The sequence below is a fragment of the Bradyrhizobium sp. T-12 genome (genome assembly GCF_058314695.1).
In genome coordinates, this window is the sequence record NZ_CM177756.1 from 4,652,322 (window position 1) to 4,665,404 (window position 13,083).

Below are 13,083 nucleotides of genomic sequence, written 5' to 3' on the forward strand. Positions count from 1 at the left end.
AAAATCCACCGGTTTCATCGGAACGTCCGGCGTCGCAAGCGTTTAGCTCTCGTCAACAAAATGGGAGCCAACAACCATGAACATCAAGCTACTCGGAGCGACGGCGATTGCGGCGACCATGCTGGCAGGCTCTGCCATGGCGCAGGCGGTCGTCAACGAACCCGGCCGCTGCGCGGCGCAATTCCCCAATGCCAACTGCAAGAACCTCGGCCCCGGCAATCCCTACACCGATCGTGGATCCCGCCATCACCGCATGTCCTACCGTCAGACCAACACCTATCGTCAGGCCAATGGCGATTGGAATAACGATTGGAACAGGAGCCGCACCGGCTTCTGGCCGACCGACGTCGCGGCCGGCGTAGCCGGCGCCGCGATCGGCACCGCCGGCGCGATTGCCTCGGCGCCGTTCCGCGCCTGGGACAATTCCTATGCCTACGACAATTCGTGGGACAACCGCGGTTGGGACAATCGCGGCTGGGACACCCGCACCTACGCCCAGCGTAACGGCTTCGTCTGTACGCCCGGCACCTGGTTCAAGGGACAAGACGGCCGCCGGCACATCTGCCAGTAAGGCGATTCAGCTCTAGCGCGAAACATCAGGCGGCCGTCAAGGCCGCCTGATTCATGTCCGCCAGGACGCGCCTTGGGGTTCTGGCACTTTCCGATCAAGTCTGGTATTGCGGCGCGCACGGGCAGACAGCCCCGGCTCAGCCGGCCCTGCCCGCGTCGCCGGCTTAGCTCAGCGGTAGAGCAGCGGTTTTGTAAACCGAAGGTCGGGGGTTCAATCCCCTCAGCCGGCACCAGCCTCTGACACCCTCATCCCGCGCGCTTTGCCGCGCTGCTCTGCTGGAAGTGCTCGGCACCTGTGATCTCCACCCAGCGATGTTTCGACTGCTCGAACACCGACCTGACCGGCGCCGGGAAGTCCGGATTTGCGATCGCGCCGACGGCGACAGCGATCATTCCCGGCAGATTGTCGGCTTGCCAATAGACCGTTGACCCGCAGTCGGGACAAAAATGGCTGCGCACCTTGCCGCCACTCGCGGCGGTCCGAACATAGGGCTTTGACGCTCCAGAGATCGTGACGGTCTCTGCGGCGTAGAAAACGCCGATACCGAACGGCGCGCCGGTCCGTCGCTGACAGTCGAGGCAGTGACAGGCGACGACGAGGCGCGAGGGTCCCGGAAGCGACAACGAAAGCGCGCCGCAGCTGCATCTGGCATCGATCATGGAATCTGGTCTCCCTTGACGGCAGATAGAGTTGAAGAGGCAGCGGTGCCCGTCTCAAATGACACGTTGCAGCGCGCTCCGCACACCTCAGAGCCTCACTCCGTCCCGACCTCGAACGCCAGCAGCACGTTGCCGGCGACGCCGCTCCATTGTCCGTAGCCGGAATTGGTGTAGAGCATGCCGCCGGCGATGACCGGGCCGGGGCCATCGATCGCGCCGCCATGGGCGGGGACGCCGTTCACCGCCTTGAAATCCTGCGCGGTGTCGAACTCCCACACGAGCTTGCCGTCGGGAGCGTAGGCGCGCAGGAAGCCGCTGACGCCGCCGGAAAACACCACGCCCGGGATCAGGCTCACCGCCGCCGAGAGCGCGGGGCTGCATTGCGGGCGTTCGCCGCAGGCGACCGGCGGCACTTCCATCACAACTTTTCCGCTGGCGAGGTCGAGGCCGAACAAGCCGCCGCCTTGCGTGGAATCGAGCTGCCGCGTGCCGTCCCGTTTGAAGCGCAGGTCGGAATTCGCGACATAGATGCGCTCGCCGTCCGCGGCCGAGCCCCATTCGCTGCCGCCGAGCGAACCGCCCTTCCCGATCCGGGTTTGCCACAGGATCTTGCCGCCGTCGTCGGGATCGAGCGCGTGCACGACGCCGGATTTCTGCGCGATGGCGAGCACGCGCCTGCCGTCGTGCAAGGTCACGAGGATCGGCGACTGGCCGAAATCGTGATCGGGCCCGTGATCCTCGGGACAATTGGTCTTGTCTGCATTGTAGCAGGCGACGACGAAGGCGTCCTTGGGCGTCGCCTGCTGCTTCCACAGCAGCTTCCCGGTCGCGAGCTCGAAAGCGAGGATCGCATCGGCGGTCGCGGCCGGCGGATTCGAATAGGAATTGCTCGTCGCGACATAGACCGCGCCCCGCTTCGCATCGATCGTCGGCGCCGACCAGATCGCGGCGCCGGACGGACCGAAGAGCTGCGTGCCCCTGGCATTCTTGCCGGTCGGATGCGGCACTTCCGGAATCGTATAGGCCTGCCAGATCGTCTTGCCGGTCGCGGCGTCCAGCGCCACGACGCTGCCGCGGAAGGTGCAGCATTCGTAACCGGCTTGCGAGCCTGCCGCTTCCTCGATCGAGGACACCGGCACGTAGAGCACGCCGGCATGCAGCGTCGGAGCGCCGGTGATGCGCGCGGCGGCATGCTCCTCGACTTTGGCCTTCCAGATCAGCGCGCCGGTCAGCGCATTGACGGCGTAGGCGTTGGCACGCAAATCCCCGAAGAAGATCGCGTACTGATCGGAGCCCGGAAGCTGAGCAAAACTGATCGCGGCGCGCACCGCCGCATCGATCGCCAACGTCCACAGCGTGCAGCCGCTTCGCGCGTCGAGCGCGTGCATCTTGCGATCCGTGCCGCCGATGAACAGCATCCCGCCGACGATGGCGGGCGGCGCAAACGACACCGATGCGCCGGGAAAGGCATAAGCCCATTTCAACCGCAAACGCGGCACCTGCGCCGCGGTCAGCCCCGCCATGTCGGCCGGCTGGAAGCGGCTGTTGCCGGCATCGACGCCCCATCCGTTCCAGCGCGGGCCGTCGAGGGCTTGCGGAAAGCCGCTTCCCGGCTGCGCGCAGCGGCCGTCCGCGTCGGCGGTAGCGCCGCTCGTCGGCATCTTGCCGGTGACAAAGGACGCTATGGCGCGGCGTTCGGCATCGCTGCGATCCTTCGTCATCGCCGCCATGCTGCCGGAGGTCAACGTTCCCAGCACGTGGTCGAACGACATCGCCTGCATGGCGCTCCGGGCCGGCACGCGGGTCTGCGCCTCGCTGTCGTGGCATTGCGCGCAATGCGCTGCATAGAGCGCGGCCCCTTCCTGTGCCAACGCTGGCGCACTGCACCAGATCAGCAACGCGGCGGAGATGGCACGAGCGCTCATGGTGGGCTCCGGCATGCGATCGCTTCACACAACCCGAAGTCTATCGCCGCCGCGATCGCGGGCGCAATGGACGTTGTGCCTGCTTCTGTCACGCACCCGTGCGATCGGGATCCGGCAACTCGTCGAGCCGCCAGAGCCCGAGGCTCTTGTCGCGCCAGCCGCCGTCGCCCTCCTCGCAGCGCTCGTCGATCAGCTCGCGCGGTGCGGGCCAGTCGAACGGCGCCTTCGTCATGTTGAGCGCGCGCCAGTCGCCGTCCTCGCAATCGCGATTGTCCTCGATCTCCGGAAACGTCGTGACGAGCAGGAATTGCGCGCCGCTCTCGCGAAAGCGGGCGGTGACGCGGGCGATGTTCTGAAAGCTCAGATGCACCAGGCAATCCCGGCACAGGATCAGGTCGGCGCGCGGCAGTGCATCGCGCGTGACATCGGCAACCAGGAATCGGCCGGCCAGTTCGCCATCCGCCACGCGCTTGTTGTTGGCCTCGACCAGCGACGGCACGATGTCGATGCCGACGTAGTCGATATCGAGCTTGATGCGACCGATCCAGCCGGCATCGCCGCAGGGCGCATCGAGCAGCGAACGCGCGCCGAGCCGTTGCAGCAGCGGTGGAAGCGCCTCCCGAACCGCGGCGGTCGCCATGTCCTCCGACCCGAGCCCGGAGACCGAGCTGGCAGCGCCCCAGAGGTTCGTCCGCTCGATCCGCTCGAACCGCGCGGCGAGATCGAGGCCCGCGAAATTGTCGCGGTCGGCGACGAAGCGTTCGTGGGCCAGCACGGGGGGACGATTGGCGATCATCGGATCAGACACAGGTCGAAATTTGGTCGCAAGCACCATACATCGCGTGCATCCCATTCGAAATTGCCTGACCGGGCGTCAGCCAACATCCGGACCCGATGCGCTCCATGACGACCAAAGAGACGGCCAGGATCGCCGCCGGTGCGGTGACGGCCGTGGTGATGACGGCGGTGCTGTTTGCAATCGCCATGGCATTTCTGCTGGCGCCCTAGGTGGCATGAGCACCCCGAACATGGGGCCAAATCGGAACCAAAGGCGCACCTGGTTCGTTCTCGACCCATGCGAATCCGCGAAGAAAACCGAAACATGTTTCTGCTGGTGACAGTGACACTGTGCTGTACCGCAGTTGCCGGCACATTGACGCTGCTCGAGCCGACGCTTGGGCCGGCCCCCGAAAGGCAGGTCGCCGAGCGAGCGATGATCGACGTCACCCGGGTATCGGATCAAACTCCGGTTCGGGTGGTGGGCGCACCGTTCGAGCCCAACGTTAATCCGCGCGCGCGATAGCCCTCACCTCGGCGATGCCTCCGTGCCCTCCTGGGGCCGGCTTTGGGCACGTGCCAATTCCTCCACGAACGCGATCACCTCCGCCCGCTTGTGGGGCGGGAGCGACAGGAACGCGCGGATGAGCCTCAGGCCCTCCACTTCGTGCGACCGTTCTTTTCCGGAATCCATCCGCCTAATGTCGTGCGACCGGGAAAAATATGCAATCCCTTGCGAACGACCTTGATTCGGCGCGGTCGCTTTGCTGGAATAGGGCCCGGCTGAGGTGAAGCATGAAGTGGATCAGGGAGCGCGACGCGCTCATCGCGCAGACGATGGCCTTCGTCCAATCGGTGACCGGCAAGAAGGACGACCTCCTTCAGCCGGATGCGCCGTCGGATTCTTCGGCGGCAACCGTCGAGGCCGTCCCGGTCGAGGCCGTCATGGTCGAGATCAAGCCGCCCCCACCCCCTCCGCATCCTCAGCCCGCCCGGCATTCGCCGCCGCGGGCGGTCGGTGATTTCCGTACCGAGATGCAGGCCCGCATTGCCAATTTCCGTAAGCATCAGGAGCGGTTCGAGCGCGAGCGCGAGGAATATTGTGCCGAAACCCTGACCAAGTTGCGCGCCGCCATCCGCGACGTCCCTAGCCCGCCGGCCAAAAAGTAAGGTCCCCCTCCCGCGGGAGGACCTATAGCCAAGACCACACCAGCCACAGATTGGCCGCGCAGGCGCCGAATAGCGCCAGCGTCAGCGGCAGGAGCATGTGCCCGCAGGAGGTCTTCAGGTCGCTCGTCATGGCGGAAAACATCCGCTGATTCCGCCAAACGAGTCCCAGGGATTCTTTTTTTCGCGATTCAGGACTCGTTAAGGACTCACGGCCCGGCACGCGCGATCACGGCCCCGTGATCACCCCTCGCCCGGAACCTGCCGGCCGGCCCGACCGTTAACGGGCTTTCCTGGAGCGGGAAGAGATGCCCTACGCCCTGTTCTGCAACGACGCCCAGATCAGCAAGGCCTATCCGAGCGAATCCGACATCTGGCAGCTCGCGGAGCGGAGCGGCCTGGTCGTCGATGTCAGCCCCGACGAGGACCGTCCGGGGCCACGCCGAGTGCTCGACAATGATTACGAGATCAGGCCCTGCCGAGCCGCCCAGGGCGAGGACCCTGCCAAGAACAAGGCCGAGGCCGAGCGCCAGTCCAAGATCGAGCTCGAGCTGAATTCGTGAGGTGCCGCCGGCGGACGCCGCAGGGGATCAGGGCGTTGCTGTCGCCAGCGAGGCCTGCTCACCCGGCATCACCACACAGGCCTTGCGGCGGTGCAGCCCGCGGATCGCCCCGGTGACCTTCAGCACCTTGCCCGACGGGCAGGACGCGTCCTTGACGAAGGCCACCTCGTAAGGTGCCAACATCAGAGGCTCGGATTTGAGGATTGTCTGTGCAGAGCACGGTACACAGAAGAAGCACGAGAGCACCGCTGCCGACACCAAGATACGCATGTCCGTCGTCCCACCAGCCCGGTAATTCTCATATAACGCGTTCCGGAGCGCGAGTTCCGTAAGCGGCAAAAATTATTTTTGCTTTACCCGAGCCCCATGACACGCGTGAGAAGGCGCGCGTCGGAATGTTTGTCTGCAAATGACGCGCCAGATGGTTCACGCATTGCAAATACTGGGGTGGCCGCCGGGCGGGCGGACAAGCGAAAGGCCGGCGGAGCCGGCCTTTGCCTGGATGCGTGGTCGTCTGGGTGCGGGTCAGTAGCGCGAGGCTGCCGGACCGCCCCAGCCGAAACGGTAGTTCACACCGACCTTGACGGTATGCTCGTCCTCCCGGCCGCGGACGCCGACGACGTCGACCGGACCGGAGGTGAAGGTGGTGCTGCCGAAATTATAGTACTGGTACTCGGCCTTGGCGGACCAGTTCGGCGCGAACATGTATTCGAGGCCGGCGCCGACCGTGTAGCCGTCCTTGCTGTTGCCGGTCGCAGTGAAGGCCTGCGGCACCCCGGCGATGTTGACGCCGAGATTGTTATTGCGCCAGGCGTAGCCGCCCTTGGCGTACAGCAGGGTCGGTCCCCAGGTGTAGCCGATGCGGCCGGTCACCGACCCGAGCTGGTCGGTGTTGGAGGTCACCTGCGTGCCCAGCGGGAACGTGACACCATTGTTGTTGGTCGGCAGCCAGGAATACTGGGCCTCGATACCCACCACCCAATTGGGCGCGAACTGGTAGTCGAAGCCGCCCTGCACGCCGCCCAGGAAGCGGGCGTCGCTGGACTGGAAGCTGCTGTCGCCGGCAAACGTGCCGCCGACATGGCCACCGATGTAGAAGCCGGTCCAGTTGTAGATCGCCTGTGGCGGCGTATAGGCCGGCGCCTTGGTGTAGGTGCGCGGCTGCATGTCCGCGGCTGCAGCCGGCGCGGCCAGCGCAAGCACAGCGGCTGCACCCAGCAAAATCGATCTCATGATCATCCCCGTTCTTTCATTTACGACACTCAGGAAACAACGTGGCGTGAATTGGGTTGCTTCGCGGCGATGCCGGAACGTTGATCGTTCGTTACTGTGACGGGGTGGCAACATCGCGATTTTGTTCCGTCACGTCGCCCGCGCCGACTGTTTTTGTCGCCTGCGGAAGTCCTGCCGTAACAATTTGTCGCAACACGAAACCGCCCCGTTCAAAGCTCCCCGAAATGTGATCCAGCGAGCTCCGGCACCAGCCTTTCTAGCACCGACCGATGAAAGCGGGCTTTGCGCTACCGCGTCATCTTTTCGAGTTCCGGAAAGGGTACGTAAACCGCGCCGGCACAGAGCTCGCTGGTGCGGTCGACGACACGGTCCGCGCGTCCGTTGACGAAGATCACGGCGCGTTCCCGCATGGCCTTGTAACTGCCATCGGTCTCGCGCGGGGTGAAGTGCAGACAGCTCACATAGAACTGCCGGCCGCCGACTTCGCGCTGGACCGGCTCTGCCATGCTGGCCTCGCGCACGCCGACCGGGTTGTTCAGGTAGGTGCGCATCAGGGCCAGCGTGTCGCTGCGGAAATTGTCGGGAAACGGCTGCGGCCCTCCGGCCTGGGTCCCGCCGATGAAGGTTGGACGGTCACCATCACTGCCGAAACATGCCGCAAGCGCCAACGGCAAGGCCAGGACGGATGCCAAGCGCACCGCAAATTTCGCCAATCGCCCCACAGATTCCGCTCTCCACGCGAACAGACTTACGGGGATGTTCTAGCCCCAAGGGCGCGCAAAGGGAATTCAGTCCTGCGCGAGAGGCCCTGTCAGCAACGCGCCGCACCGCCGCCGGCACTCGCGCTTTCGCGCAGGTGCCGGGACGGCCTGAAATCCGTACGCGGCGGCGGGCAATGCACGGTGCCGCCGCGCGGGATCAGACGTTAGCTGCGCTTCTCGGTGGTCAGCGGCTTGGTCGCCTCCGGCTGCGCCTTCAGCTTCTTCGCCGACAGGTGCTTGTGGTGATGGCGATGGGTGCGCACCGTCTTGTGCTCGTCCGGCGTCACGGCCGCGTTGGCGTTCATCGCCTTCGACTTGGTATCCACCTTGGCGTCCGCCTTGACGTCGGTCGCCTTGGTGTCGGCCTTGAGGCCGGCCTCGGGTTTCGCGACGGTGGTCGAAGCCTTGGTCTGGCTCTGGTCCGCCTTGATCACCGGGGCGGTCGTGGTGGTCTTGCCGGCCTCGGCGGCGAAGGCCGGGGCTGCGATCACGGTAGCTGCGAGCAAGGCTGCGGAAATGGTCTTCAGCATGGTGGTCTCCTCTTGGAAGGATCTCGAGGCGGCGCCCTCTCGCCTACCCTTCGATCGTAGGTGGAGCCTAGGGACGGCGCACTGAACCCAATCTGAAGCCCCTTGCAGGCTTCCGTTCATCTCGATGACTAGTTTGTCATCTGCCCTGGACGACCAGATCGTGCGATGCGGGAATGTTTTTGGCTGACGGGTGTTTCGGTCTTCAGGCAATCGTGTAGGATCGCCACGTTCCATACGGGAGAATTTAGATGCGCAAACTCTCAATGCTTGTCGTGCCGGGACTTGTCGCCATGTCGCTGGCGGCCGCACCGGTGCTGTCGAGCGCCTATGCCGCCGGCAGCGACGAGCCCTCCTCGCCGCCGAAGTCGGACTCGTCCTCGTCCAAGAAGGGCAAGAAGAAGAGCTCTTCCGTCAGCGATCCCAAATTCCTCTCCGCCTATCGCACCGCCTACACCGCGATCTACGACAACCACGACTACTCCGGCGCGATCGGTCAGTTGAAGTCGCTGAAGCGCGACGACGTCGCCGACGTCGCCAATCTGATCGGCTACTCCTATCGCAAGCTCGGCGACTATCAGTCGTCGAAGGTCTATTACGAGCTGGCGCTGAAGGACGATCCGAACCACGTCCGCACCTGGCAGTATTACGGCCTCTGGCAACTCGAGCAGGGCAACCGCGAACAGGCGCAGTATCATCTGAACAAGATCGCCTCGCTCGCCGGCACCGACAGCTCCGAATATCGCTCGCTTGCGGCAGCCCTCGACAAGCCGACCGGCGCGACGCTCGTCTACTGAACCTCGCATCGTCGCATGACGCGAACGGGCACAACCTTCCCGGTTGTGCCCGTTCCGCTTTCTCGGCTAGCCTCCCGCACCAATCCTCCCCGCAAAAATTGGTGTGCAATGGACAATTGGCTGCGATCCGCGATCGACTACATCGGCTCCTGGATCGAATTCCAACTGACGACAATCCAGCAGCCAGGCGTCATCGTCGCAATCGCGCATCGCGGCGAGATCGTCGCCGAGCATGCATTCGGCCTCGCCAATCTCGACACCGGCGAGAAGCTGACCCCGCGCCATCGCTTCCGGATCGCTTCCCACTCGAAGAGTTTTACGTCGGCCGGCATCATGAAGCTGCGCGAGCAGCGCAAGCTTGGGCTCGACGACCTCATCGGCGACCATGTCGGCGGCCTGCATCCGCGCGTCGCCGAGACGACGATCGCACAGGTGCTCTCACACAGCGCCGGGCTGACGCGCGACGGCGTCGATTCCGGCCAGTTCATCGACCGCCGCCCCTATCTCGACGCCAAGGAGCTGCTCGCGGAATTGAAGCTGCCGACCGCGATCGAGGCCGGCACCCGCTTCAAATATTCCAATCACGGCTTTGGTCTGCTCGGCCTCGTCATCGAAGCCGTGACGAAGGAGCCCTACTCCGTCTGGATCAAGCGCGAGATCGTGGAGGCCGCGGGCCTGCGCGAGACCGAGCCGGACGCACCGCTTGCCAAGGGTGCGCCGTTCGCGCGCGGCCATACGCGAAAGGTTCCGCTCGGCGAGCGTTGTGTGATCCCCGGCGACAACCCCGCGCACGCGATGGCGTCGGCCGCAGGCTTCATGGCGACCGCCGGCGACACCGCGCGCTTCTTCGCGCAGCTTGCGCCGAATGCCAGAAGAAGCGTGCTGTCGGCCGCAAGCCGCCGCGAGATGACGCGTCATCATTGGCGCATCCCCCAGAGCTTCGAGGGCTATTACGGCCTCGGGGTCAATGCCGGCAAGACCGACGGCTGGGACTGGTTCGGCCATGGTGGCGGCTTCCAGGGCTATATCTCGCGAACCTGCGCCATCCCGGCCTGCGAGCTTTCGATCAGCATCCTCAGCAATTCAATCGACGGCGCGGCGCCGTTCTGGATGGACGGCGCGATGCAGATATTGCGCGTCTTCCAGACCCGCGGCGCACCTGACCGCCGTCTGCGCGACTGGACCGGCCGTTGGTGGACCATCTGGGGAGCGAATGATCTCGTGCCCACCGGCAACCGCGTGCTCGTCGCCAATCCGCAATTCAACAATCCCTTCATGGATGCCGCCGAAATCGAGGTCACCGGCCGTGACACCGGCAAGCTCTCCTGGGCTGCCGGCTATTCCAGCCATGGCGAGCCGGTGCGCCGGATCCGCGACAAACGCGGCAAGATCAGCGAGATCTGGGTCGCGGGCGCCAACGTGAAGCCGGAGCGCGTCGTCGCGAAGGAGATCGTGCGGAGATACAAGCCGCGCAAAAGCAGGCCTACTCCCTGATCAGGGCCTCGACCTCACTGCGAAACGCCTGCCGCGAGCCGCCTTGCGAATAGAACATGTGGCCACCGGGATAGACGACGAACTTCACGCGCTGCGTCACGAAAGCGGGCAATTGATCTAGCACACGCTTCGTTCCGAAATAGGGCGTGGCGAGATCGAACAGGCCGTGCGCGACCAGCACGTTCAGCTTGGCGTCGGTGGCGAGGATCTGGCGCAGCTCGGACACCGATTGCGGCGGGTTGATGCCCCGTCCGAAATCCCAATGACCTTCCACGGTGCCGTTCAGCACCTCATAGGAGCCGTCGGGCTTCCAGTTGAGCTTGCGCGAGAGCACGTCGACGGCCGCACTCGTCAGCGGCGCCTGAAGCGCATCGCCCGAGGGATCGCCGAACCGCGAGCTGCTCGAATCCGGATAGGGATCGAAGCCGCGCACGGAGGCGTCGTAGCGTCCCGTCACCTTGCCGTTCTTGCGGTCGAATTCGCGGCGGAATTCGCCGACGTCGAAGCGCCCGGCGAGGCGGCGGCTCACCGCCTGGTCGATGCCGGTAAGCGCAGCGACCTTGTCGGCCAGGCGATTGGTGGCCTCCTTGTCCGCCTCGCCCTTGACGAGGTCGGCCAGGAATTCCCCGCGCGCGTAAGCCTCGACATCGGCGAGGTCGGCGCGCTTGATCGGCCCTTTAGCTTCGCGCGCCACCGCCACATAGCTCGGCAAGGTCGCGACATATTGCAGGAGGCTGGTGCCGGTGAACTCGCGGAAGTCCAAGAGCGGCGACACCAGGATCAAGCCCTTGACGCCGACGCCATGCTGGAGCTGCAGCTGGCGCACGACCTTGGGCCCGCGAATGCCGCCATAGCTCTCGCCCGCCACGTATTTCGGCGAGGTCAGGCGGTCGTGTTTCTCGAGCCAGCGGCGGATCACGAGCGCGATCGCGTTGACGTCGCCGTCGACGGAATAGAACGATTTTCGCGCATCGTCGCCGCTCGCGATGAAGCGACTGTAGCCGGTGCTGACGGGATCGATGAAGACGAGGTCGGTGAAATCGAGCCAGGTCTCGGCGTTCGGCTTCACCTCGGGCGATGCCGACGGCGACAGCGCATCGCCATCGAGCGGCAGCCGCCATGGACCGGCCGCGCCGAACTGCAGCCACGCCGAGGATGCACCGGGTCCGCCGTTGAACAGGAACGTGACCGGGCGCGTGGCGCGGTCGGCGCCGTCGAGCTGGTAGGACGTGTAGGCGATGTCGGCCAGCGGCTCACCCTTGCCGTCGAACACGCGGATGGAGCCGGCGGTCGCGGCGAAGTTGAGGGTACGGCCGGGCAGCTCCAGCGTCTGCTTCGTGGTCGTATCAGGCGGCAGGCGATGCGGCTCGCCCGCCGACGGCGCAGCCTGCGTCGCACCTTGCGCATTGCCGGCGCGCCCGCCCTTCTGTCCGGCGGGCGCTGCCGTCTCGGAGCGCGGCTGCGGCGGATCCTCCGCACGCGCAACGCTTGCGAATGCGACCGCGGACGCGGCCAGCACCAGCCCGGTTCGTCGCAGCCTCGGCAAGATCGCGCGCATAATCGTTCTCCCTGCCCGGCTGTTATAGCCGGTGCGCCGCGAGGCTAGCGAGGAATTGCGACGGTTTGCAGGATCGAGGGTCGGCGGTGCGTCCCAAGCCGGCTCAAATCAACCTGTTTTGTTCTCCGGATCGACAATCGCCCATTTGCCCTAAGCGGCGGTCATCCTCGACAATACAGGGGCACCTCGTATAGACGAGCCCGGCGGAACTTTCTCCAGCCAGCGGGCCTGCCCGACAAGCCATGACCAAATCCCCGCGATACGACCGGATCGCCTTCGTCGCCAGCCCGAGCAGCGAGGCGCAGGCCGCCTATGTCCAGCTCACCAGGGACTATGGCAATTGCGACCCTAAGGATGCCGATATCGTGGTCGCGCTCGGCGGCGACGGCCTGATGCTGCAGACGCTGCACCAGAACATGCACACGGGAAAGCCGATCTACGGCATGCATCGCGGCACCGTCGGCTTCCTGATGAACGAATACTCGACGCACGATTTGCGCGCGCGGCTCGAGGCGGCGCATGAAACCGAGATCAATCCGCTTCTGATGCGCGCGACCGATGGCAACGACCGCGTCCACCTGCATCACGCCATCAACGAGGTCTATCTGTTCCGGCAGACCTCCCAGGCGGCGCGCTTGAGGATCATGATCGACGAGCGCGAGCGCATGCCCGAGCTGATCGCCGACGGGATCATCGTGGCGACGCCGGCCGGTTCGACCGCCTATAATTTGTCGGCGCAGGGACCGATCCTGCCGATCAACGCCGCCCTGCTGGCGCTGACCCCGATCAGCGCCTTCCGGCCGCGGCGCTGGCGCGGCGCGCTGCTGCCCAACACCGCCTATGTCGTGATCGAGGTGCTGGAGGACGACAAGCGTCCGGTGGCGGCCGTCGCCGACCATGAGGAGGTACGCAGGGTCCGGCGCGTCGAGGTCCTCTCCGACAAGAGCATCTCGATGCGCATGCTGTTCGACCCCGGCCACAGCCTGGAAGAGCGCATCCTGCGCGAGCAGTTCGGGTACTAGAACCACCCTCCGCCCGCCGATGCGGCTTC

The 13,083-nt window shown here is 65.2% G+C and carries 15 protein-coding genes and 1 tRNA gene; 8 read left to right on the forward strand and 8 right to left on the reverse strand.

Translation table 11 applies throughout. From position 1 onward, the window contains the following. The first annotated feature begins 76 nt into the window (after positions 1 to 76). Both AC0WRY_RS22150 and AC0WRY_RS22155 read left to right on the forward strand, forming a co-directional pair. Entirely contained in the window at positions 77 to 571 is a 495-nt protein-coding gene (locus AC0WRY_RS22150) for a hypothetical protein (RefSeq protein ID WP_194402946.1), read from the forward strand. 157 nt (positions 572 to 728) lie between these two features. Next, a tRNA-Thr gene (locus AC0WRY_RS22155) sits at positions 729 to 803 on the forward strand. A 13-nt stretch (positions 804 to 816) separates the two neighbouring features. On the opposite strand, the gene AC0WRY_RS22160 is transcribed toward AC0WRY_RS22155, so the two are convergent. The 3 genes from AC0WRY_RS22160 to AC0WRY_RS22170 all read right to left on the reverse strand — a co-directional run bounded on the left by AC0WRY_RS22160 (position 817) and on the right by AC0WRY_RS22170 (position 3,951). Continuing rightward, positions 817 to 1,230, reverse strand: a complete 414-nt coding sequence (locus AC0WRY_RS22160; RefSeq protein ID WP_194402947.1) for a GFA family protein — start codon at positions 1,228 to 1,230, stop codon at positions 817 to 819. A 95-nt stretch (positions 1,231 to 1,325) separates the two neighbouring features. Then, positions 1,326 to 3,155 carry an outer membrane protein assembly factor BamB family protein gene (locus tag AC0WRY_RS22165; RefSeq protein WP_194402948.1) on the reverse strand — a complete coding sequence of 610 codons (1,830 nt, stop codon included), beginning with the start codon at positions 3,153 to 3,155 and terminating at the stop codon, positions 1,326 to 1,328. An 88-nt stretch (positions 3,156 to 3,243) separates the two neighbouring features. Then, a complete protein-coding gene (locus AC0WRY_RS22170) occupies positions 3,244 to 3,951 on the reverse strand; it encodes a class I SAM-dependent methyltransferase (protein ID WP_194408369.1) in 708 nt (235 codons plus the stop codon). A 306-nt stretch (positions 3,952 to 4,257) separates the two neighbouring features. Here AC0WRY_RS22170 and AC0WRY_RS22175 point away from each other — a divergent pair, with 306 nt between their 5' ends. The 3 genes from AC0WRY_RS22175 to AC0WRY_RS22185 all read left to right on the forward strand — a co-directional run bounded on the left by AC0WRY_RS22175 (position 4,258) and on the right by AC0WRY_RS22185 (position 5,662). Continuing rightward, positions 4,258 to 4,458: a hypothetical protein gene (locus tag AC0WRY_RS22175; RefSeq protein ID WP_194402949.1), complete on the forward strand. Its 201-nt coding sequence runs from the start codon at positions 4,258 to 4,260 to the stop codon at positions 4,456 to 4,458. A 269-nt stretch (positions 4,459 to 4,727) separates the two neighbouring features. Then, positions 4,728 to 5,102 (forward strand): hypothetical protein, encoded by a 375-nt coding sequence (locus tag AC0WRY_RS22180; protein ID WP_194402950.1) that lies wholly within the window; start codon positions 4,728 to 4,730, stop codon positions 5,100 to 5,102. A gap of 305 nt (positions 5,103 to 5,407) precedes the next feature. Next, on the forward strand, positions 5,408 to 5,662 hold the full coding sequence (locus tag AC0WRY_RS22185; RefSeq protein WP_194402951.1) for a hypothetical protein: 255 nt from the start codon (positions 5,408 to 5,410) through the stop codon (positions 5,660 to 5,662). A 27-nt stretch (positions 5,663 to 5,689) separates the two neighbouring features. Here AC0WRY_RS22185 and AC0WRY_RS22190 read toward each other — a convergent pair whose 3' ends face one another. The 4 genes from AC0WRY_RS22190 to AC0WRY_RS22205 form a co-directional block, all read right to left on the reverse strand. Then, positions 5,690 to 5,932, reverse strand: a complete 243-nt coding sequence (locus AC0WRY_RS22190; RefSeq protein ID WP_194402952.1) for a DUF6719 family protein — start codon at positions 5,930 to 5,932, stop codon at positions 5,690 to 5,692. A gap of 255 nt (positions 5,933 to 6,187) precedes the next feature. After that, positions 6,188 to 6,895 carry an outer membrane protein gene (locus tag AC0WRY_RS22195; protein WP_194402953.1) on the reverse strand — a complete coding sequence of 236 codons (708 nt, stop codon included), beginning with the start codon at positions 6,893 to 6,895 and terminating at the stop codon, positions 6,188 to 6,190. A 287-nt stretch (positions 6,896 to 7,182) separates the two neighbouring features. Further along, positions 7,183 to 7,617, reverse strand: coding sequence for a hypothetical protein (locus tag AC0WRY_RS22200; RefSeq protein WP_194402954.1), 435 nt, complete (start codon positions 7,615 to 7,617; stop codon positions 7,183 to 7,185). A gap of 203 nt (positions 7,618 to 7,820) precedes the next feature. Continuing rightward, complete coding sequence (locus tag AC0WRY_RS22205; protein ID WP_194402955.1) at positions 7,821 to 8,186, reverse strand: His-rich protein BRANT; 366 nt, start codon at positions 8,184 to 8,186, stop codon at positions 7,821 to 7,823. A gap of 248 nt (positions 8,187 to 8,434) precedes the next feature. Here AC0WRY_RS22205 and AC0WRY_RS22210 point away from each other — a divergent pair, with 248 nt between their 5' ends. Together AC0WRY_RS22210 and AC0WRY_RS22215 are read left to right on the forward strand one after the other, a co-directional pair. After that, the gene (locus AC0WRY_RS22210; protein WP_194402956.1) at positions 8,435 to 8,980 is read left to right on the forward strand and encodes a tetratricopeptide repeat protein; all 546 of its coding nucleotides are present in this window, start codon (positions 8,435 to 8,437) and stop codon (positions 8,978 to 8,980) included. Between the two features lie 108 nt (positions 8,981 to 9,088). Then, entirely contained in the window at positions 9,089 to 10,474 is a 1,386-nt protein-coding gene (locus AC0WRY_RS22215) for a serine hydrolase domain-containing protein (protein WP_194402957.1), read from the forward strand. Here the strand turns inward: AC0WRY_RS22215 and AC0WRY_RS22220 are convergent. After that, complete coding sequence (locus AC0WRY_RS22220) at positions 10,464 to 12,032, reverse strand: S10 family peptidase (protein ID WP_491120896.1); 1,569 nt, start codon at positions 12,030 to 12,032, stop codon at positions 10,464 to 10,466. The genes AC0WRY_RS22215 and AC0WRY_RS22220 overlap by 11 nt on opposite strands. 242 nt (positions 12,033 to 12,274) lie before the next feature. Here AC0WRY_RS22220 and AC0WRY_RS22225 point away from each other — a divergent pair, with 242 nt between their 5' ends. Next, on the forward strand, positions 12,275 to 13,054 hold the full coding sequence (locus tag AC0WRY_RS22225; protein ID WP_194402959.1) for an NAD kinase: 780 nt from the start codon (positions 12,275 to 12,277) through the stop codon (positions 13,052 to 13,054). Positions 13,055 to 13,083: the final 29 nt, after the last annotated feature.

Excerpts from the sequence above, each read along its gene's own strand:
- AC0WRY_RS22150 (WP_194402946.1), top strand. The coding sequence starts at position 77 with ATGAACATCAAGCTACTCGGAGCGACGGCGATTGCGGCGACCATGCTG.
- AC0WRY_RS22160 (WP_194402947.1), bottom strand. The coding sequence starts at position 1,230 with ATGATCGATGCCAGATGCAGCTGCGGCGCGCTTTCGTTGTCGCTTCCG.
- AC0WRY_RS22165 (WP_194402948.1), bottom strand. The coding sequence starts at position 3,155 with ATGAGCGCTCGTGCCATCTCCGCCGCGTTGCTGATCTGGTGCAGTGCG.
- AC0WRY_RS22170 (WP_194408369.1), bottom strand. The coding sequence starts at position 3,951 with ATGATCGCCAATCGTCCCCCCGTGCTGGCCCACGAACGCTTCGTCGCC.
- AC0WRY_RS22175 (WP_194402949.1), top strand. The coding sequence starts at position 4,258 with ATGTTTCTGCTGGTGACAGTGACACTGTGCTGTACCGCAGTTGCCGGC.
- AC0WRY_RS22180 (WP_194402950.1), top strand. The coding sequence starts at position 4,728 with ATGAAGTGGATCAGGGAGCGCGACGCGCTCATCGCGCAGACGATGGCC.
- AC0WRY_RS22185 (WP_194402951.1), top strand. The coding sequence starts at position 5,408 with ATGCCCTACGCCCTGTTCTGCAACGACGCCCAGATCAGCAAGGCCTAT.
- AC0WRY_RS22190 (WP_194402952.1), bottom strand. The coding sequence starts at position 5,932 with ATGCGTATCTTGGTGTCGGCAGCGGTGCTCTCGTGCTTCTTCTGTGTA.
- AC0WRY_RS22195 (WP_194402953.1), bottom strand. The coding sequence starts at position 6,895 with ATGAGATCGATTTTGCTGGGTGCAGCCGCTGTGCTTGCGCTGGCCGCG.
- AC0WRY_RS22205 (WP_194402955.1), bottom strand. The coding sequence starts at position 8,186 with ATGCTGAAGACCATTTCCGCAGCCTTGCTCGCAGCTACCGTGATCGCA.
- AC0WRY_RS22210 (WP_194402956.1), top strand. The coding sequence starts at position 8,435 with ATGCGCAAACTCTCAATGCTTGTCGTGCCGGGACTTGTCGCCATGTCG.
- AC0WRY_RS22215 (WP_194402957.1), top strand. The coding sequence starts at position 9,089 with ATGGACAATTGGCTGCGATCCGCGATCGACTACATCGGCTCCTGGATC.
- AC0WRY_RS22220 (WP_491120896.1), bottom strand. The coding sequence starts at position 12,032 with ATGCGCGCGATCTTGCCGAGGCTGCGACGAACCGGGCTGGTGCTGGCC.
- AC0WRY_RS22225 (WP_194402959.1), top strand. The coding sequence starts at position 12,275 with ATGACCAAATCCCCGCGATACGACCGGATCGCCTTCGTCGCCAGCCCG.